At 61.0% G+C, this 18,378-nt stretch carries 17 protein-coding genes; 4 read left to right on the top strand and 13 right to left on the bottom strand.

Features of this window, described 5'->3' with window-relative positions; translation table 11 throughout:
• Positions 1–19 precede the first annotated feature (19 nt).
• Positions 20–682: a histidine phosphatase family protein gene (locus tag ACIQUS_RS20365; protein ID WP_403050494.1), complete on the top strand. Its 663-nt coding sequence runs from the start codon at positions 20–22 to the stop codon at positions 680–682.
• A gap of 43 nt (positions 683–725) precedes the next feature.
• On the top strand, positions 726–1,952 hold the full coding sequence (locus tag ACIQUS_RS20360; RefSeq protein ID WP_403050491.1) for a PD-(D/E)XK nuclease family protein: 1,227 nt from the start codon (positions 726–728) through the stop codon (positions 1,950–1,952).
• Between the two features lie 188 nt (positions 1,953–2,140).
• On the opposite strand, the gene ACIQUS_RS20355 is transcribed toward ACIQUS_RS20360, so the two are convergent.
• On the bottom strand, positions 2,141–3,277 hold the full coding sequence (locus ACIQUS_RS20355) for a CaiB/BaiF CoA transferase family protein (protein WP_403050488.1): 1,137 nt from the start codon (positions 3,275–3,277) through the stop codon (positions 2,141–2,143).
• A gap of 244 nt (positions 3,278–3,521) precedes the next feature.
• On the opposite strand from ACIQUS_RS20355, the gene ACIQUS_RS20350 reads away from it, so the two are divergent.
• A complete protein-coding gene (locus tag ACIQUS_RS20350) occupies positions 3,522–5,498 on the top strand; it encodes an alkyl/aryl-sulfatase (protein ID WP_403050485.1) in 1,977 nt (658 codons plus the stop codon).
• 52 nt (positions 5,499–5,550) lie between these two features.
• Positions 5,551–6,177, top strand: a complete 627-nt coding sequence (locus tag ACIQUS_RS20345) for a TetR/AcrR family transcriptional regulator (RefSeq protein WP_403050482.1) — start codon at positions 5,551–5,553, stop codon at positions 6,175–6,177.
• A 30-nt stretch (positions 6,178–6,207) separates the two neighbouring features.
• On the opposite strand, the gene ACIQUS_RS20340 is transcribed toward ACIQUS_RS20345, so the two are convergent.
• From ACIQUS_RS20340 to ACIQUS_RS20285, 12 genes are all read right to left on the bottom strand, one after another.
• Complete coding sequence (locus ACIQUS_RS20340; RefSeq protein WP_403050479.1) at positions 6,208–7,536, bottom strand: MFS transporter; 1,329 nt, start codon at positions 7,534–7,536, stop codon at positions 6,208–6,210.
• A 74-nt stretch (positions 7,537–7,610) separates the two neighbouring features.
• On the bottom strand, positions 7,611–8,543 hold the full coding sequence (locus tag ACIQUS_RS20335; RefSeq protein WP_403050476.1) for an electron transfer flavoprotein subunit alpha/FixB family protein: 933 nt from the start codon (positions 8,541–8,543) through the stop codon (positions 7,611–7,613).
• Positions 8,543–9,292 (bottom strand): electron transfer flavoprotein subunit beta/FixA family protein, encoded by a 750-nt coding sequence (locus ACIQUS_RS20330; protein WP_403050473.1) that lies wholly within the window; start codon positions 9,290–9,292, stop codon positions 8,543–8,545. The genes ACIQUS_RS20335 and ACIQUS_RS20330 overlap by 1 nt, the downstream gene beginning before the upstream one ends.
• A 53-nt stretch (positions 9,293–9,345) precedes the next feature.
• Positions 9,346–10,488 carry an acyl-CoA dehydrogenase family protein gene (locus tag ACIQUS_RS20325; protein WP_403050470.1) on the bottom strand — a complete coding sequence of 381 codons (1,143 nt, stop codon included), beginning with the start codon at positions 10,486–10,488 and terminating at the stop codon, positions 9,346–9,348.
• A gap of 15 nt (positions 10,489–10,503) precedes the next feature.
• Positions 10,504–11,700: an acyl-CoA dehydrogenase family protein gene (locus ACIQUS_RS20320; protein WP_403050467.1), complete on the bottom strand. Its 1,197-nt coding sequence runs from the start codon at positions 11,698–11,700 to the stop codon at positions 10,504–10,506.
• Between the two features lie 172 nt (positions 11,701–11,872).
• A complete protein-coding gene (locus ACIQUS_RS20315) occupies positions 11,873–13,024 on the bottom strand; it encodes a thiolase (protein ID WP_403050464.1) in 1,152 nt (383 codons plus the stop codon).
• On the bottom strand, positions 13,021–13,413 hold the full coding sequence (locus ACIQUS_RS20310; protein WP_403050461.1) for a Zn-ribbon domain-containing OB-fold protein: 393 nt from the start codon (positions 13,411–13,413) through the stop codon (positions 13,021–13,023). Before ACIQUS_RS20310 ends, ACIQUS_RS20315 begins: the two co-directional genes overlap by 4 nt.
• A 26-nt stretch (positions 13,414–13,439) precedes the next feature.
• Positions 13,440–13,835 (bottom strand): PaaI family thioesterase, encoded by a 396-nt coding sequence (locus ACIQUS_RS20305; RefSeq protein WP_403050458.1) that lies wholly within the window; start codon positions 13,833–13,835, stop codon positions 13,440–13,442.
• Between the two features lie 91 nt (positions 13,836–13,926).
• Positions 13,927–14,895 carry an NAD(P)H-dependent flavin oxidoreductase gene (locus tag ACIQUS_RS20300; protein ID WP_403050455.1) on the bottom strand — a complete coding sequence of 323 codons (969 nt, stop codon included), beginning with the start codon at positions 14,893–14,895 and terminating at the stop codon, positions 13,927–13,929.
• Positions 14,896–14,949: 54 nt separating this feature from the next.
• Positions 14,950–16,362 carry a coniferyl aldehyde dehydrogenase gene (locus tag ACIQUS_RS20295; protein WP_403050452.1) on the bottom strand — a complete coding sequence of 471 codons (1,413 nt, stop codon included), beginning with the start codon at positions 16,360–16,362 and terminating at the stop codon, positions 14,950–14,952.
• Between the two features lie 29 nt (positions 16,363–16,391).
• Positions 16,392–17,192 (bottom strand): enoyl-CoA hydratase/isomerase family protein, encoded by an 801-nt coding sequence (locus ACIQUS_RS20290; protein WP_403050449.1) that lies wholly within the window; start codon positions 17,190–17,192, stop codon positions 16,392–16,394.
• 25 nt (positions 17,193–17,217) lie between these two features.
• On the bottom strand, positions 17,218–18,366 hold the full coding sequence (locus ACIQUS_RS20285) for an acyl-CoA dehydrogenase family protein (protein WP_403050446.1): 1,149 nt from the start codon (positions 18,364–18,366) through the stop codon (positions 17,218–17,220).
• Positions 18,367–18,378 lie beyond the last annotated feature (12 nt).

Below are 18,378 nucleotides of genomic sequence, written 5' to 3'. Positions count from 1 at the left end.
TGAAACGACAGGTAAGTCAATGAAGAATGTCAGGCTAGTACGCCATGGAGAAAGCGCGGCCAATGCTGGCGCAGCTTCCCAAGATCACGCAACTATCCCGCTCACCGAAAAGGGCATCGAACAAGCCAAGCGAGTGGCGAGATCCGTTGGCCGCCTACCTGGGTTAATCGTTGCCTCTCCATTTTCACGAGCTCAAGCGACCGCGGATGCCACGCTATCCCTATTCCCGGGCGCGCCATTCCAGACATGGCCCATCGAGGAGTTCACCTATCTAGATCCAGTCCAGTGTGTGAACACCACCGTAGGGCAACGAAAAGCATGGGTCGACCGATATTGGGCTAAGGCAGATCCGTCCTACGTCGACGGAAAAGGTGCCGAATCGTTCCTGGCGTTTATTGGCCGCGCACGATCGCTCCTGGATCGCCTCGCCATGTATCCGGCACAAGACATCCTGGTCTTTTCGCACGGGCAATTTCTGAATGCGGTAGCGTGGCTCATTGAGCGCGAGCCAGCCCAGATCGATGCCCAGGCGATGATCGAGTGGCGCAGGTACGAGATCGATAATCACGTCCCTAATGGTTGTGGCTACGTCGTTTCCCACGCTCCAGGCGATTCGTTGTGGTCACTGAGTGATTCAATCGACCTGGATGGCGCCAGAGTGAGAAGTGACTCGACGAATTGAAACCACTCGGTAAGGCCGGGCCCGATAAATGCCACGAGGGATCGTGTTGGACATCACCGCCGTTGAAAACCTGCTCAATGAGTTCCGCCTTTGGCATGAGCTAGACCAACAAGCCAAGCAAAAGTACCAGGCACAAATCGCTCCTGAGTTTCGCCTCATGGCGTTTCTGCGAAACGACGAAAACGCCCTGTCCTCGTATCTCGGTTTACTGCTCGATCCGAACGGCGCTCACGGGCAAAGTGCCCTGTACTTGAACAAGTTTCTCGATTTTTTCCAGGATCAGCGCTTCATACCCAAGGCATCGGAATACAGCAGCAGCCACACTGAGTTCCGACTACCCAGTGGCCGTCGCCTGGACCTGTACCTTCGGTTCAGCTCCGGTGCGATCGCCATCGAAAACAAGCCATGGGCGACTGACCAGGATGACCAATTGCATGATTACGCCCGCTACCTTGACAAGCAGCATGCCGACTGGTTGCTCATCTACCTGAGTAATGCTGATTACTCCGAGCGCAGCCTTCCTGCAAACGCCCCCTTGTCACTGAGGGAACGGATCGTAACCTTTGATTTCTTCCGCCTCAAAGACTGGCTGGAGGACTGCGCCCGGCATACCAAGGCAGGCGCAGTACGCTTGTTCGTCGAGGCGCTTGCTCAGTTTGTGGAACACAACATCAATGGAGAGTTGCACGTGGATAACCCTCAGGAACTCACCCGACTCATGCTTCGCAATGAGGAGAACCTCAAGGCCGCCTTCGTCATTTCCCAGCACCTACGTGAAGCCAAACGCGAGATGTGGCGAAATTTTTTATCTTATCTGGAGGGGGAACTCTCCAAGGTAGGCGTCGAGTTGTTTTCTGATCAAGCACTACTGGACGGATCGCCACAAGGACACTTCGGCATTCGATTCGATCCGTCGCATCTCTTCGGTATGGGCTGGGCTTTTGACCGGGGCAACCATGGCAAGCTGTATTTCGGAATTTGCCGCTGGGATGAGGGGGAAAATGCAGATCTGGACATCCAGCCCCTGGGCGAGTACATGAATGTACTGTGTGGCGTAACAGGCAGTGCTACGAAATGGTGGCCATGGTGGACGTACGATGCTCGGGCCTATACCTCAATATCCGTACCCTCTAATTGGGATACCGACCCCAATGCCTGGCTAATGCTCAATGATCGAGGTTCAACCGGCTTTGCTTATCAAGTCATTGACATGGTGAAGCGTATGCAACGCGAGTTCAACATGAAGCTGCTCGTTCCAAGACGAGCTTAAGCTTTTTACGAAAAGTGCCTGTACCCATTTTTAATGGATGTGGGAGCGGGCTGGTCCCGCGATCGAGTGCGAAGCGCTCGCAATCCGGCCACCCGGTTGTATCAGGCACTCCGTGTAGCCAGGGATGGCTGCCGCGTTGCGGCAGATCGCGGGACAAGCCCGCTCCCACAGGCCCCGACCCAGCTCCATTAGATACTACGCTGCACCTTCAACGCCTCGATACGCTCAGCCTCGATGCCCCAGTCGGCCAGGATGGCTTCGCTGTCCGCCCCGCTCCGCCGCGGGGCGCTCGGGGTTGGGGGCACGCTGCGACTGAAGCGTGGCGCGGGCGCCGGCTGCAACACGCCATCCACGCGGATAAAGGTTTCGCGCTCGATGTTGTGGGGATGCTCTGCTGCCTCGTCCCAATCCAGTACCGGGGCGAAGCAGGCATCAGTACCTTCAAGCAATGCACACCACTGCTGCCGCGTCTGGGTCAGGAACAGCGTGGTCATGCGTTCTTTGAGCGGTGCCCAGGCCGATTTGTCCCGCTGGGTATGGAACGCCGGGTCAGTGATGTTGCACAGCTTGAGCAACAGTGAATAGAACTGCGGTTCGATGGCACCGATGGCGATGAACTTGCCATCGGCACAACGGTAGGTGTCATAGAAGTGTGCGCCGCCATCGAGCAGGTTGTCGCCCCGCTCATTGTTCCAGGCGCCCGCCGCCTTGAATCCGTACATCATGGCCGAGAGCAACGCGGTGCCGTCGGTCATGGCCGCATCCACCACCTGGCCTTTACCCGAGGTGCGCGCCTCGGTAAGTGCACAGAGCACGCCGAAACCCAGCAGCATGCCGCCACCGCCGAAGTCGCCAACGTAATTTAGCGGTACGGCCGGCTTTTCGCCTGCACGGCCAATGGCATGCAAGGCGCCGGCAATCGCGATGTAGTTGATATCGTGACCCGCCGCCTGCGCCAGGGGGCCGAACTGGCCCCAGCCGGTCATGCGTCCGTAGACCAGCCTCGGGTTGCGCGCCAGGCACAGATCCGGTCCCAGGCCCATGCGCTCCATGACGCCAGGGCGAAAGCCCTCGATCAGGATATCGGCCTTGGCGATCAGTTCCAGGACAGTCTCAGTGGCACCTTCTGCGCGCATATCGATAGCCAGCGAACGACGACCGCGATTAAGCACCTGCACGCGGCTGTTGTCGGCAGCGCCGGCCTTTACTGGCTTTTCAATACGGATCACCTCGGCGCCCATGTCCGCCAACATCATCGCGCAAAATGGCGCCGGCCCAAGCCCTGCCATCTCCACGACTTTCAACCCCGCCAACGGTCCTGACATGTGCGCTACACCTTGCTCGTTGTTTGATGGCTTCAAGCCTAGTGACTGCGCCTGTCGTGACAATCGTTCGAATGAACCAAAGCCACACCGACAGCCCGCATGCCCGTCGTGCGCAAACGATGCGTATGGTTCGTTCGATCTACTGCCATTGCCCACACCGTCCTTTAGTGTGCAGTTTCCGAGACCTGCAACATCAAGGTGGGTGAACGCACCCGTTACGCATAACAATAACCAAGGTGGATTCATGAAACACGTCTTCAATCCCCTGCTGCTGGCCGCAGCAATCGCTGCCATCAGCAGCCCGATGCTGTACGCAGCCGAGCCTGCCATCAACCAACCCGCCTCAAGCCAAACGATCAGCAGCAACAAGGCGGTGCTGAGCCAGTTGCCGTTTACCGATCGCGCTGACTACGAGTCGGTCAGTCGCGGTTTGATTGCCGCGTTTGACGGGCAGATCAAGCGCGCCGACGGCAAGGTGATTTGGGACACCACTGCGTATCAGTTCCTCAACAAAGACCAGGTGCCAGACAGCGTCAACCCGAGCCTGTGGCGCCTGGGGCAGTTGAACAGCCATGCCGGCCTGTTCCAGGTCGCCGAGCGCATTTACCAGCTGCGCGGGATGGACGTCTCGAACATGACCGTGATCGAAGGCGATCAGGGCCTGATCATCATCGACCCGCTGACCGTTTCCGAAACCGCACGCGCCGCACTGGAGCTGTACTATCAGCACCGCCCGAAAAAGCCGGTGGTGGCGGTGATCTACAGTCACAGCCATGCCGACCACTTCGGCGGTATCAAAGGCATTGTCGACGACGCCGACGTGAAGGCGGGCAAGGTGAACATCTACGCGCCCAGTGGCTTCATGGAACATGTGGTGAGCGAGAACATTTTCGCCGGTACCGCCATGAGCCGCCGCGCCTTGTACCAGTTCGGCAGTCTGCTGCCACGCAATGACAAGGGCCAGGTCGATGCCGGCATGGGCAAATCGACACCGGTGGGTGGCACGGTCACGCTGATCGCGCCTACGGTGTCGATCAAGGATCCTTACGAAACGCACCGCATCGACGGGGTCGATGTCGAGTTCCAGCTGACCCCCGGCACCGAAGCGCCTTCAGAGATGAACCTGTACCTGCCGCAGCTGCGCGCGTTGTGCATGTCTGAAAACACCACGCAGATGATGCACAACATCCTGACCCCACGCGGCGCCCTGGTGCGCGATGCCAAGGCCTGGGCGCAGTACATCGATGCGAGCCTGGAGCGCTACGGCGACAAGACCGACGTCATGTTCGTCTCGCACAACTGGCCGACCTGGACCGGCGAACGCGTACGTACCCTGCTCGCTGACCAGCGTGACATGTATGCCTTCCTGAATGACCGCACCTTGCACCTGCTCAACCAAGGCCTGACGCCCGAGGAAATTGCCCATGACATGCAGAAACTGCCGGGCGACCTGGAGAACAAATGGTACACCCGCGGCTACTACGGCTCCCTGAGCCACAACTCGCGGGCGGTGTACCAACGCTACCTCGGTTACTACGACGGCAACCCGGCAAACCTCAACCCACTGCCGCCAGAGCAAGCCGCCGCGCACTTCGTGAAGGCCTTGGGTGGCCTTGCTCCGGCCATGGAGAAGATGAAAGCGGCACTGGCCAATGGCGAGTATCGCTGGGCGGTGCAACTGGGCAACAACCTGGTGTTCTACGCGCCTGACAACAAAGAGGCGCGCGAACTTCAAGCCCAGGCCATGGAACAGCTGGGCTACCAGAGCGAGAACGCGCTGTGGCGCAACATGTACCTGACCGGGGCCATGGAGCTGCGCCAGGGCGTACCGCAGTACCAGGGTGGCACCAACTCCCCGGACATGATCCAGGCGATGTCGCCGTCGATGTTCTTCGATTACCTGGCCGTGCGCCTGGATTCGCAGAAGGCCCAGGGCCACGACATGACCTTGAACTGGGTGTTCAGCGACCTCAACCAGCCGTTTGCCCTGACCTTGCGCAACGGTGTGCTGACTCACCGCTCCGGCACCCAGAACCCGCAAGCCGCGGCCACGGTGACCATGAGCAAAGCGACGCTGGATAAAATCAGCCTGCGCCAGCTGGACTTCCCGACCGCCATCAAGCAAGGCGACATCCAGGTGCAGGGTGACAGCCAGAAGCTCGGCGAGTTGCTGGGCATGCTCGACACCTTCTCGCCCTGGTTCAACATTGTCACACCTTAAGGGCCTTTTCGCGGGGCTCGCTGCCCCGCGATACCTTTCCCGGACTCCCCCCATGAACACCACTGAAAAACGTATCCGCGATGCCGCGATCAAACTGATCGCGCGTGTCGGCTATCCCTCGATGAGCCTGCGCCTGCTGGCAACAGAGTCCGGCATCAATTCATCAACCTTGTACCTTTACTACAAAGGCAAGCAGGAGCTGCTGACCACCCTGGTGCTGCACCATTACGAGCAACTGGCGGCAGACTGGAACCGGCAATGCCCCGATACCTGTGCCAGGAACACACTCAAGGCCTTCGTGGCCTTTCACCTGGGCACCCACCTGAACAACAAGGATGAAGCTGTTCTGGGCAATATGGAGCTGCGCTGCCTTGACGAACACGAGCTGCTCACGGTTCGCCAGGCGCGTCGGCGTTATCTCGGCAAGCTGCAGCAGATTCTTGATCAAGGGGTTGGCGAAGGTACGTGGTGGTGTGATGAAAGCAAACTGATGTCGCGGATCATCATCGGTCTGCTGACCCAGGCCTGCGCCTGGTATCGCAACGACGGCCAGATGGGCATCGAGGAAGTGGTCGCACGCTATACGCAAATGGTCCTGAACATGCTCGAAGGCCCAGGCCCGCAGTTGCGGGATTGCGCGGGCCGCATCGCGGGGCAAGCCCGCTCCTACGGGCGGTAGGAGCGGGCTTGCCCCGCGATACTGGCCTTGTCAGGGTTTGACCCGCTCGGTTAATTGACGCGCAGGTATCGCCAGCAGCAACACCAGCACACCCACTATCAATACAACACCAATCAAATCGAACGCCAGGTACAAGTCCCCCGTCGCCGACTTGATCGCCCCCACGACAATCTGACTGACAACCCCCGCCAGGCCACCGATGCAACTGATCACCGCAATCCCGACCGGTGCGGCTGCAGGCGTAAGCAGCGCTGGCGGAATGGTCCAGAACAACGAAAGCGAAGCCAGTGACGCTGCCGCGCCGACACTCATCAACGCCATCGAGGCAACCAGATTGCCTTGCGCCGGCCCCAGCAGGAAGAAGCAGGTGGCGCCCACCATCACCGTCACCGCCACATGCCAGCGCCGTTCAAGGCGCTTGTCGGAGCTGCGTGCCAACAGGTACATACCCACCAGCGCCAGCAGGTAGGGAATGCTCGCCAGCAGGCCAATGGTCTTGAGGTTCTCCACGCCAAAGCCGCGGATCAGCGTTGGCATCCAGTAAGACACGGTATTGGAGCCGCTATACAGACAAAAGAACACCACGCCGGCAATGTACACCCGCGGGTTGCGCAGTACCTGGACAAGACTGGCATGGGCACTGCCGGCCGTTTGTCCCTGGGCCAGGGCGCTGGCCAGCAGTTGCTTCTCACGGGGACTGAGCCACGGCGCATCGGCCGGTTTGTCGACCAGCCAGAACCAGCCAAACACACCCAGCAACATGGCCGGCACACCCTCGAGCACAAACAACACCTGCCAGTCTCGCAAGCCCATGAAGCCACCGAAGTGACTCATGATATAGCCCGCCAGCGGCCCGCTGACGATCCCGGCGATCATCGCCGCCATGAGAAAAACCGCAGTGATTCGCGCGCGCAGCGCAGGTGGGAACCAGAAGGTCAGGTAGAGGATAACGCCTGGAAAAAAACCGGCCTCGGCAACCCCGAGCAGAAACCGGGCGGCAATCAATTGCCCCGGCGTGGTGACGAAGGCCGTTGCCACGGTCACCGCCCCCCAAAGCACCATGATTCGAGTCAACGTGGCGCGAGCGCCGATGCGTTGCAGGTACAGGTTGCTCGGCACTTCGAAGAGGATATAGCCCAGGTAGAAAATCCCCGCACCTATGCCGTAGGCGGCGTCGGTGAGGGCGATGTCCTCGGCCATGCGCAGCTTGGCGAAGGACACGTTCAAGCGATCGATGGTGTTGATGGCATAGGCCAGGAACAGGTACGGCAACAGGCGCAGAATTACTTTGCGGTACACCGCGCGGGTTTGCTGCTCATCCTGCTCGACCGCAGCCGGCAGTACGACGGCATCATTCATGGAGCACTCCTTGACGGACAGTTGCGCAGGCCGCCGTCGTCGCAGACGCCAGCGGCCAGGGACAGGAACGTCGATTAGAGAGCGGCTTGAAGCTCAGGAACCGCCTCGAACAGGTCAGCCACCAGGCCGTAATCGGCAACCTGGAAGATCGGTGCTTCTTCGTCCTTGTTGATCGCGACGATCACCTTGGAGTCTTTCATCCCCGCCAGGTGCTGGATCGCACCCGAGATACCGACGGCAATGTACAACTGGGGCGCCACGATCTTGCCGGTCTGCCCGACCTGCATGTCGTTGGCGACAAAACCGGCGTCGACCGCCGCGCGCGAAGCCCCCACACCCGCGCCGAGCTTGTCGGCCAGGCTGTACAGGTGCTTGAAGTTGTCACCGTTCTGCATGCCGCGACCGCCAGACACGACGATCTTCGCAGCCGTCAGCTCAGGACGATCAGAGCTGGCTAACGCTTCACCAACAAAGCTGGAAACACCCGCACAAGGCAAGCTGTCCACACGGTGGGAGCGGGCTTGCCCCGCGATCGAACACGAAGCACTGGCAAACGCCGTACTGCGCACCGTAATCACCTTGATCGGCGCACTCGACTGCACCGTGGCAATGGCGTTACCCGCGTAGATCGGCCGCTTGAAGGTGTCAGCCGACACCACCGCGATAATCTCGGAAATCTGATCGACATCCAGCAGCGCTGCTACCCGCGGCAGAATGTTCTTGCCATTGGACGTCCCCGGTGCCAGCACATGGCTGTACCCTGCGGCCAGCTCGACAATCAGCGGCGCAACGTTTTCCGGCAACTGGTGCGCATACGCTGCATCGTTGGCAACCAGCACCGTGCTGACACCGTCGATGGCCTGCGCCGCGGCAACAGCGCCGTCGATGTCGGCACCGGCCACCAACACATGGACCTCCCCTCCTATCTGCTGCGCGGCCGTGACCGTGTTCAAGGTGGCGGCGGCAAGCCCTGCGTGGGTGTGTTCTGCAATAACCAGGATTGTCATCAGATTACCTTCGCCTCGTTCTTGAGTTTCTCGACCAGTTCCGCAACCGACTTGACCTTGATCCCGGCACTGCGGGTAGCCGGTGCCTCCACCTTCAAGGTGGTGACGGTCGATGCCGTGCTGACACCGAGCGCTTGCGGGGTGATGGTCTGAAGCGGCTTCTTCTTGGCCTTCATGATGTTCGGCAGCGACGCATAGCGTGGCTCGTTCAAGCGCAGGTCGGTGGTCACCACCGCCGGCAGGTTCAGCGCTACGGTCTGCAGGCCGCCGTCGATTTCGCGGGTGACGTTGACCTTGTCGCCAGCGACTTCAACCTTGGAGGCGAAGGTCCCTTGGGCAAAACCGCCCAGCGCAGCGAGCATCTGGCCGGTCTGGTTGTTGTCACTGTCGATGGCTTGCTTGCCGAGGATCACCAACTGCGGTTGTTCTTTATCTGCCACAGCCTTGAGCAGCTTGGCCACGGCCAGGGAACCCGGTTCGTCGGCCGACTCCACCAGCACGGCGCGGTCAGCACCCAATGCCAATGCGGTGCGCAGCTGCTCCTGCGCAGCGCCCGTGCCTACACAGACCACCACGACTTCACTGGCCACACCCTGCTCTTTCAGGCGTACGGCCTCTTCCACGGCGATTTCGCAGAAGGGGTTGAGGGCCATTTTCACGTTGCTCAGATCAACGCCGCTGTTGTCCGCCTTGACGCGGACCTTGACGTTGAAATCGACCACGCGTTTGACGGCTACGAGGACTTTCATCGCAGAACTCCAAAAAAGCCGGGCCCGCAGGCCCGGGGAACAAGACGTCAGGGTCAGGCGACCTGCAGCAAGCGGGCGTAGGCCTGCAAATGATGATCATCGTCACCGAACTGGTGGCTGATCATCACCAGGTGCTTGGCATGGTGCGACAGCACGTACTCCTGGGTCAGGCCAATGCCGCCGTGCAGCTGGATAGCCTGTTCGCAGATGAAACGGCCGGCACGGGTTACCACGTACTTGGCGGCAGCCAAGGTACGGCTGCGTTCATCGCTATCGGCTTGATCGGCGGCGCAAGCGGCCAACATCGCCATGGAGGTGGCCTGATCCAGCTCCGAGCGCATGTCCACCATGCGGTGTTGCAGGACCTGGAAGCTGCCGATCGGCTGACCGAACTGCTTGCGGGTCTTGAGGTAGTCCAGGGTCAGGTTGCAGGCTTCTTCCATGCTGCCCACCGCTTGCGCGCATTGCGCCGCGATGGCACGGCCCTGCTGGTAACGCAGCGCACTGAACGCCTTGCCGGCCTGGCCGAGCAACCCGTCGTTGGCGACAAAGACACCGTCGAGCAGCAGCTCGCAGGCTTTGACACCGTCTATGGTCGGGTACACGCGGCGCGTCACACCCGCTGCTTGCGGATCGACCAGGAACAGACTGATACCCGCTTCGTCACGGGCGTCACCGGCCGAACGTGCCGATACCAGGATCAGGCCCGCGGTCTGCCCGCCGATCACCACCGCCTTGCGACCCGACAGGATCCAGCCACCTTCCACGGCCTGAGCACGGGTCTGTACATCGTTGAGGTGGTAGTGGCTCTGCGGCTCTTCGAAGGCCACGGCCAACTGCAGTTGGGCACTGGCGACCTGGGTCAGCAGCTGATCTTTCTGCTCATCGCTGCCCAATTGCTCAAGCAGGCCACCGGCAAAAATCACCGAATGCAGGTAGGGTTCCAGGCACAAGCCGCGGCCGAGCTCGTTCATCACCAGCATGGTATCGACACCACCGCCGCCAAAACCGCCGAATGCCTCGGCAAAGGGAACGGCCGTCAGCCCCAGCTCACCCAGTTGGGCCCAGAACGCGCGGCTCAAACCCGCCTCGCTGTGACGAAAGCGTTCGCGCTGTTCAAAGCCATACCCTTCGCGCACCAGCCGGGCCACGGTGTCCTGCAGCATTTGCTGCTCTTCGGTCAATTTGAAATCCATGATCAAGGCAACCCCTTACAGTTCGAGAATCATTTTCGAGACGATGTTCTTCTGAATCTCGTTGGAGCCACCGTAGATCGACAGCTTGCGCATGATGAAATACTGGCTGGCCAACGTTGCGCTGTAGTCGCTGTGCAACAGCTCACCGGCATAGCCCTGCTCCAGTTCCTCTTCCAGGAACGGCAAGGCGTAAGGACCGATGACTTTGCGCAACAAGTGGGTGATGGCCTGGCGAATTTCGGTGCCCTTGACCTTGAGCAGTGAGCTCTGCGCGCCGGTTTCACCGCCCTCTTGGCTGGCGGCGAGAATGCGCAGGTTGCTCATTTCGGTTGCCTTGAGCTGGATCTCAAGCTCGGCGATCTGGGTGCGGAGCATCGGGTTGTCCAGCAGCGGCTTGCCGTCACACAGTTGCCGTTGGGCAATCACCTTGAGCTGGGCAATCAGCGCCTTGGAGAAGCCGACGCCAGCCAGGCCGGTTCGCTCGTGGGTCAACAGGTATTTGGCGCAGGTCCATCCCTGGTTCTCTTCGCCCACCAGGTTGGCCACCGGCACCCGCACGTTGTCAAAGAACACTTCGTTGACTTCGTGCTCGCCATCGAGGGTGACAATCGGGCGCACGGTGATGCCCGGGGATTTCATGTCGATCAGCAGGAACGAGATACCCCGTTGCGCCTTGGCCTCAGGGTCGGTGCGCACCAGGCAGAAGATCCAGTCGGCATGCTGGGCCAGGGTGGTCCAGGTTTTCTGGCCGTTGACCACATAGTGATCGCCATCGCGCACGGCACGGGTTTTCAACGAGGCGAGGTCCGAGCCCGAACCGGGCTCCGAATAGCCCTGTGCCCACCAGTCGGTACCGTCGAGGATACGTGGCAGGTAATGGGCCTTCTGCTCGGGCGTGCCGAACTTGATGATGACCGGCCCCACCATGACGACACCGAACGGCAGCACGCGCGGCGCACCGAACAAGGCGCACTCTTCGTCGAAGATGTGCTTCTGGATCACGCTCCAGCCGGTACCGCCCAGCTCCACCGGCCAACCATTGGCGTACCAGCCGCGTTCATTGAGGGTGCTCATCCAGCCACAGATGTCGGCCTTGGACTGGCGTTTACCGAGCTTGACCTTGGCGGCCAGGCTCGCCGGCAGTTTTTCTCGCAAAAAGCTTCTTACCTCCTCACGGAAGGCAAGTTCATCGGGGGTGAAGTGGATGTCCATCGAGACTCCTCGAGCAGTCGAGACGCACAGGCAGGCCTTCGGCGACGAGGGTCGCCTGTGCGTGGTTTCTTGTTGTTATGCGAACCTGCGCTGAGTATTGAATGACTCAGCAATCGCGGCTCTAGATCGTTCGGACCAAATTGCGCCCGTACTCCCTTTCCCGGGCATGCGCTCAGAGCGCGTTTTCGCTGCCCAGGAAAGCGGTCACCTGGCTCGACAGCGTGCCGCCGTTGCCGTGCAGCAAGGCAATGTCGGCTTTCTTCAGCTGGCGAGCACCTGCTTCCCCACGTATCTGGCGCACGGCCTCGATGATCAGGAACAGGCCGTACATGCCGGGGTGAACGCAGGAAAGACCACCACCGTTGGTGTTCACGGCAAGGCCACCGCCGGGGGCGATATGCCCACCCTGGACAAAGCGCCCGCCCTCGCCTTTGGGACAGAAGCCCAGGTCTTCGAGGAACAGGATGGTGTTGATGGTGAAGGCGTCATAGAGCATGACCAGGTCGATATCGGCGTGGGTGACCCCGGCCATTGCCATGGCCCGTGGCCCGCTTTCGGAGGCGGCCGTTACCGTCAGGTCCGGCATCGCGACGACCGAGCGGTGCCACTGCGCGCCAGCCGCGCCAAGGAAGTAGGCGGGTTTGCGTTGCAAGTCACGGGCACGGTCTGCACGTACCAGCACACACGCTGCGCCGCCATCGGTCACCAGGCAGCAATCGGCCGACGACAGCGGGTCGCTGACCATACGGCTGGCCATGACATCGTCAAGGGTCAGCGGTCCACGGGCGAAGGCCTCAGGATTGAGGTTGGCCCACTGGCGCGCCGAAACCGCCACTTCCCCGAGCATTTCGCGGGTGGTGCCGTACTGGTACATATGACGGCTGGCCGCCAGGCTGTAGGACGTGATGGGGTGACGCGGTTTGTAGAACGCCTCGTGCCACTGCGGCTCACTCATCGATACCAGGCGACCACCGGCGGTGCGCTGGTTGGAGCCGTAGCAAACCAGGGCGGCATTGCACAGGCCGGCTTCCAGCGCCAGGGTCGCCTGCAGCAGATGCATCTCGAAGCTGGAGCCGCCGATATTGGTGCCATCCACATAGGACGGCTTGATCCCCAGGTACTCGGCCACCGACAGCGTCGGGAAGGCATGGGAACTGGTAGCGGCAAAAATGCCGTCGATGTCCTGCAACTGCAAGCCGGCATCGGCGATCGCTTGCAGCGATGCCTGGCCGAGCAACTCCATGGCACTGAAGCCCTTGGCTTCGCCAACACCCGCGGTGCCGATGCCGACAATGGCGGTTTTACCGCGAATAGCCTGGTTCATGCCGCTACCTCCTCGATCACTTCAAACACCACCATGGCAACCCCCTCCTCCTCGATGATCCGCGCCTTTACGCGGCTACCGATCGGCGCCGTTTCACGGCCTTCGATGCGCGACATCATCCGCGGGCCTTCGTCCAGATCGATCAGGGCCACGTTGTGGCTGCCGGTACGCGCGCGGTTGACGGTAATGGCGTAGACCGTTCCAGTGCCCTTGGCTTGTTCCCACACAAGGTCGGTTTCGCCGGTGCCGGGAATCAGCACCCGCGGATAGAACACATAGCGGCCGCTGGACAGGCTGCGCTGCAGCATGAAGCGGCCCTGGCTTAGAAACTCGAGGTACTGCTCCTGTGGGCCAAGCGCGGCCGCTGCAGTGGCTAAGACTTCACTCATGAGGTGCTCCGAACGAGGTGGATCAATTATTTGTTGTCAGTTTTGCTTGTCGGTACGCCTGCGGTCGCGACGAAAATCGCGTTGCCCTTGGCAATCAGACGCTCGCCGTCCCTGAGCACACAGCTGGCATTGGTAAGGCGCGCGCCAATCTTCTGGACCTCGACCGTGGACTCGATCCACGACCCTGGGTAGGCGGGGCTCAGGTATTCGATGTTCAGGCAGACCGTGACCGGCGGCACCTCGGTGTGCACAGCCAATTTGATCGCCATGCCAAACGATGTATCGATCAAGGTCGCGAGCATGCCGCCATGGGCAAAACCCAGCGGATTCAAATGACTGTGCGCAATCCGGGCGCCCATGCTGCGGCGCTGGCGATTCACATAAATGGCGCCGATCGAAGGGACGAAGCCGGTGCCCTGCATGGGTTCGAAGCCTTCCGGTACATCGTTGCCCTGCCCTGTGGCATGGCTGGCTTGAAGCGCTGGGGTATGCATAACCGCTCCTTCTACTGGCTCAACCCATCAAACCCTGGGCACGGTGCAGGCTGTCGCGACAGTCGCGGACCATTCGTTCGATCAGCTCGGCGCAGGTCGGTACGTCGTCGATCAACCCGACGCACTGGCCGGCGGTGATGATCCCGTCCTGGTACTGCCCGGACTCCAGCGCCGCACGCCCACGGGCGCCCGCCACCAGGTGACGAATGTCCTCGAACTGCGCGTTGCCACGCTGCTCGATGCTCACCACCTCTTCGGATACCGGGTTGCGCAGCACCCGTGCAGTGTTGTGCAAGGTGCGGAAAATCAGGCGGGTGTCGCGTTCACTGGCCGCCACCAGGGCCTGCTTGATGTCGTCATGGATAGGCGCTTCGCGGGTGGCGCAAAAACGCGTGCCCATGTTCACCCCTTCAGCGCCCAGGGTGAGCGCGGCGGCCATGCCGACACCATCGGCGATGCCCCCCGAAGCGATCACCGGCACGCTCAGTTGACGCGCCGCCAGCGGGATCAGTACCAGCCCCGGAATATCATCCTCGCCGGGGTGCCCGGCACACTCGAAGCCATCGATGGACACCGCATCGACGCCCAGGCGCTGCACGGTCAGGGCGTGGCGCACCGCCACGCACTTATGGATCACCGTCAGCCCGGCCGCCTTGGCGCGCGTGATGATTTCGCCCGGGTTGTTGCCGGCCGTCTCCAGCACCTTTACGCCACTGTCGATAATGGCCTGCAGGTACTGCGCATAAGGGGGCGGGTTGATCGACGGCAGCAAGGTCAGGTTCACCCCGAACGGCTTGTCGGTCATTTCCCGGCATCGGGCGATTTCTGCAGACAACGCCTCAGGCGTAGGCTGGGTCAATGCGGTCAGTATCCCCAGGCCGCCAGCGTTGGAAACCGCGGCTGCCATCTCGGCCCGACCCACCCACATCATGCCGCCCTGGATGATCGGGTACTCAATTCCCAGCAACTCGGTGATGCGCGTTTTCATAAGCGTCTCTCGTCTCTGTGCGCGCTACCAGGCTGGCGCGTCAGCCACTACTGCTCAGCGGGTAATCAGCGAACTCACTATCTGGCGAACCTGTTCAACGTACGGTGGGCGCATCAGGTCCGGGCCGTCGGCGGCGCGCAGCACGGCCTTGGCATGGCTGAAGGTGCGAAAGCCATCCCGACCGTGATAGGCCCCCATGCCACTGGGCCCGACACCACCGAAGGGCAGGCTCTCGACGCCGACGTGGCGGATGACATCGTTCAGCGTCACGCCGCCGCTGGTGGTACGGCTGAGCACCAGACGCTCTTCGGCTTCATCGCTGCCGAAGTAGTAAAGGCCCAGTGGACGTGGATGGGCGTTGATGTAGGCAACCACCTCAGCCATGGTCTTGTAGGGTTTGATCGGCAACAGCGGGCCAAATATCTCGTCCTGCATCACCAGCAACTCGTCGCCGGGGTTGATCAGCAAGGTTGGTACCAGCTTGTGGTGGGCTTGCTGACTGAAGTCTTCGCCAGCAGGGTTGAGCTCGATCAGCTCGACACCCGCCGCTTGCGCCTGGCTCAGGTAGCCCTGCAACCGCTGGAAATGCCGGGCATTGATCAGCGAGGTGTAGTCGGGGTTATCCAGCAAACGCGGGAAATAGGTGGCGACTACGTTTTTGGCCGCGACGATAAAGTCCTGTAGCGACTCTTGCGGCACGAACACGTAGTCCGGGGCCAGGCAGATCTGCCCGGCGTTATGCAGCTTGCCGGTGATGATCTTGGTCACGGCAGCATCGAAATCAGCCGAACGCGAAATGATCGTCGGCGATTTACCGCCCAGTTCCAGGGTCACCGGCACCAGGTTCTCGGCAGCGGCGCGCATCACATGCTTGCCGATACTGGTCGCACCGGTGAACAGCAGGTGGTCGAACGGCTGGGCGCAGAATGCCTGACCGACCTCTGGCCCGCCGGTAATCACCGCCACTTCGCTTTCACTGAACACCGAGGCAATCATCCGCGCCATCAATGCCGAGGTCTGCGGAGTGAATTCCGACGGTTTGATCATGACCCGGTTGCCTGCCGCCAGCGCGCCGGCCAGGCCGCCAAAGGCCAGGTTGACCGGGAAGTTCCACGGGCTGAGGATGCCGATCACACCCAGTGGCTGATACTCGACCCACGCTTGGCCACGCTCGGTGTGGCGAGCTTCGGGCTGCATCCACTCGCTAAGCTGGGCCTTGGTCTGCTTGAGCGTCATCAACGGCGAAAGCACTTCGGTGACGCGGCTGAAGTCTTTGCTGCGCTGGCCGAAATCGGCGCACACCGCTTCAACGATTTCCTCCTGAAAATCCACCAGCAAACCAATGGCGCGGTCGATCAGCTCGATGCGCTGCGCCGCGGTCAACGGATCGCGGTCCAGCAGGCTGGCGCGTTGTTTGTCCAGGATCGAACGAATGGCAAGCGGGCTCGTGTTCTCAATGCTGCTCATGGCACACCTCCTGTGGTGAGGACAGTCGTTTATTTGCTGCTGGGCTGTGCCAGCGGCCACTGGTACAACGGCGGCTGTTTACTGGCAAAACGCGCCGTGGCCTGCTGCAGGTAGCTGGAGCTCATGGCCACCGCCTGGCTGCTGGCCTCGGCGTCCAGTTGGGTCGCAAGATTGGCTTCGAACGAACGCGCCAGCAGGCGTTTGGTCATGCCAAAGGCGCAGCCAGACATGTTCGCCATGCCTCGCGCCAGTTCCTCGGCGCGGCTGTGCAACCGCTCGGCAGGCTGTACTTCCAGCGCGATACCCAAGGCCAGCGCCTGTTCGGCGCTGATTTCGGCGGCCGAATAGACCAGTTGCTTGGCTTTCTGCAGCCCGACAATGCGCGGCAGAAAGTAGGAAGCGCCAAGGTCCGGAGTCAGCCCGACGCGGGCAAAGGCCATGCAGAACCGCGCACGTTGCGAAGCGATGACAAAGTCCGCTGCCAGCGCCAGGCTGAAACCCGCGCCGAAGGCGACGCCATCGACGGCAGCGATAACCGGGCGGTCAAAGTCAGCCAGGGCACTGAGCAAACGATTGTTTTCGACCATTCGCGTGCGCACCGTATCCGCCTCGACTGCGCCTTGCATGGAGCCCAGGTCGCCGCCAGAGCAAAAATCGCTACCGGCGCCGGTCAACAGCAATGCCTTGACCGTGCTGTCGCGGCGCAAGGTCGCGAGTGCCTCAAGCATCTCGGCGAACATCTGCGCCGTCAGCGCGTTCTTGCGCTCGGGGCGGGACAACACCAGCGTCGCCAAACCCTGGTCAACGCCAACTTCAATGGTTGTGCTCATGTCTGTACCCTCGCGACGCTCGCCCCTACAAGGTGCGTGCTACCAGCTCTTTCATGATTTCGTTGGACCCGCCAAAGATCTTGCCCACGCGTGCGTTCACGTACAGGCGAGCGATCGGGTACTCGGTCATGTAGCCGTAGCCACCGTGCAGTTGCAGGCACTCGTCGATCACCGTGCAGTTCTGCTGGGTGCACCACCACTTGGCCATGGCGGCGGTTTCGGGGTCGAGCTCGCCCTTGAGCACTTTGGCCATGCAGTCGTCGACAAAGCTGCGTGCAACGGTGGCAATGGTCTTGCACTCGGCCAGCTTGAAACGGGTGTTCTGCAGGTCCAGCAACGACTGGCCGAACACTTTGCGCTGACGCACATACTCAGCGGTCTCTTCAACAGCACGTTCCATGGTGCTGACCGCGCCCAGGGCGATGATCATGCGTTCCTGCGGCAGTTGCTGCATGAGCTGGATAAAGCCCTTGCCCTCCTCCGTTCCCAGCAGGTTGGCGCACGGCACACGAACGTCGTCGAAGAACAGCTCGGTGGTGTCCTGGCCTTTCTGGCCGATTTTTTCCAGGATGCGGCCACGGCGGAAGCCCTTCAGGTCCTTGGTTTCGACGACGATGATCGAAACACCCTTGGCGCCTTTTTCCGGATCGGTCTTGGTCACGACCAGAATCAGGTCGGCGTGGTAGCCGTTGGTGATAAAGGTCTTGGAGCCGTTGATGACATAGCAGTCGCCATCACGTACGGCGCGGCATTTGATGCTCTTGAGGTCGGAGCCTGCACCCGGCTCGGACATGGCGATGGCCGCAACCATTTCACCGCGGGCCATTTTCGGCAGCCAGTTGAGCTTTTGTTCTTCGCTGGCATAGCGCAGCAGGTAGTGAGCGACAATACCGCTGTGCACATTGGTGCCAAGGCTGGTACTGATTGCCCGGCTTTGTTCCAGGGTCACGATAGCGTCATGGGCGAAGGTACCACCGCCGCCACCGTATTGTTCCGGAATGCTCGGCAGCAACATGCCGAACTCACCGGCCTTGAGCCAGATGTCACGATCGACGTGCTGCTGCTTGGCCCAGCGCTCTTCGTGCGGGGTCAGCTCATTGGCAATGAATCGTCGGATCGAATCCTGGAAGATCACCAGGTCATCAGTGATCCAGGGAGAGGTTTGGGCACTCATGAAAGCTCCTCG

Origin of the sequence: Pseudomonas sp. NPDC090755 (assembly GCF_044769005.1) — a bacterium.
Taxonomy (GTDB): domain Bacteria; phylum Pseudomonadota; class Gammaproteobacteria; order Pseudomonadales; family Pseudomonadaceae; genus Aquipseudomonas.
The sequence above is the reverse complement of the archived record's forward strand: the minus strand, read 5'-3'. Positions and strand labels throughout refer to the sequence as shown.

Bases quoted from the DNA above. Each gene is read 5' to 3' on its own strand.
- ACIQUS_RS20365 (WP_403050494.1), top strand. From the start codon at position 20: ATGAAGAATGTCAGGCTAGTACGCCATGGAGAAAGCGCGGCCAATGCT.
- ACIQUS_RS20355 (WP_403050488.1), bottom strand. From the start codon at position 3,277: ATGTCAGGACCGTTGGCGGGGTTGAAAGTCGTGGAGATGGCAGGGCTT.
- ACIQUS_RS20350 (WP_403050485.1), top strand. From the start codon at position 3,522: ATGAAACACGTCTTCAATCCCCTGCTGCTGGCCGCAGCAATCGCTGCC.
- ACIQUS_RS20345 (WP_403050482.1), top strand. From the start codon at position 5,551: ATGAACACCACTGAAAAACGTATCCGCGATGCCGCGATCAAACTGATC.
- ACIQUS_RS20340 (WP_403050479.1), bottom strand. From the start codon at position 7,536: ATGAATGATGCCGTCGTACTGCCGGCTGCGGTCGAGCAGGATGAGCAG.
- ACIQUS_RS20335 (WP_403050476.1), bottom strand. From the start codon at position 8,543: ATGACAATCCTGGTTATTGCAGAACACACCCACGCAGGGCTTGCCGCC.
- ACIQUS_RS20330 (WP_403050473.1), bottom strand. From the start codon at position 9,292: ATGAAAGTCCTCGTAGCCGTCAAACGCGTGGTCGATTTCAACGTCAAG.
- ACIQUS_RS20325 (WP_403050470.1), bottom strand. From the start codon at position 10,488: ATGGATTTCAAATTGACCGAAGAGCAGCAAATGCTGCAGGACACCGTG.
- ACIQUS_RS20320 (WP_403050467.1), bottom strand. From the start codon at position 11,700: ATGGACATCCACTTCACCCCCGATGAACTTGCCTTCCGTGAGGAGGTA.
- ACIQUS_RS20315 (WP_403050464.1), bottom strand. From the start codon at position 13,024: ATGAACCAGGCTATTCGCGGTAAAACCGCCATTGTCGGCATCGGCACC.
- ACIQUS_RS20310 (WP_403050461.1), bottom strand. From the start codon at position 13,413: ATGAGTGAAGTCTTAGCCACTGCAGCGGCCGCGCTTGGCCCACAGGAG.
- ACIQUS_RS20305 (WP_403050458.1), bottom strand. From the start codon at position 13,835: ATGCAGGGCACCGGCTTCGTCCCTTCGATCGGCGCCATTTATGTGAAT.
- ACIQUS_RS20300 (WP_403050455.1), bottom strand. From the start codon at position 14,895: ATGAAAACGCGCATCACCGAGTTGCTGGGAATTGAGTACCCGATCATC.
- ACIQUS_RS20295 (WP_403050452.1), bottom strand. From the start codon at position 16,362: ATGAGCAGCATTGAGAACACGAGCCCGCTTGCCATTCGTTCGATCCTG.
- ACIQUS_RS20290 (WP_403050449.1), bottom strand. From the start codon at position 17,192: ATGAGCACAACCATTGAAGTTGGCGTTGACCAGGGTTTGGCGACGCTG.
- ACIQUS_RS20285 (WP_403050446.1), bottom strand. From the start codon at position 18,366: ATGAGTGCCCAAACCTCTCCCTGGATCACTGATGACCTGGTGATCTTC.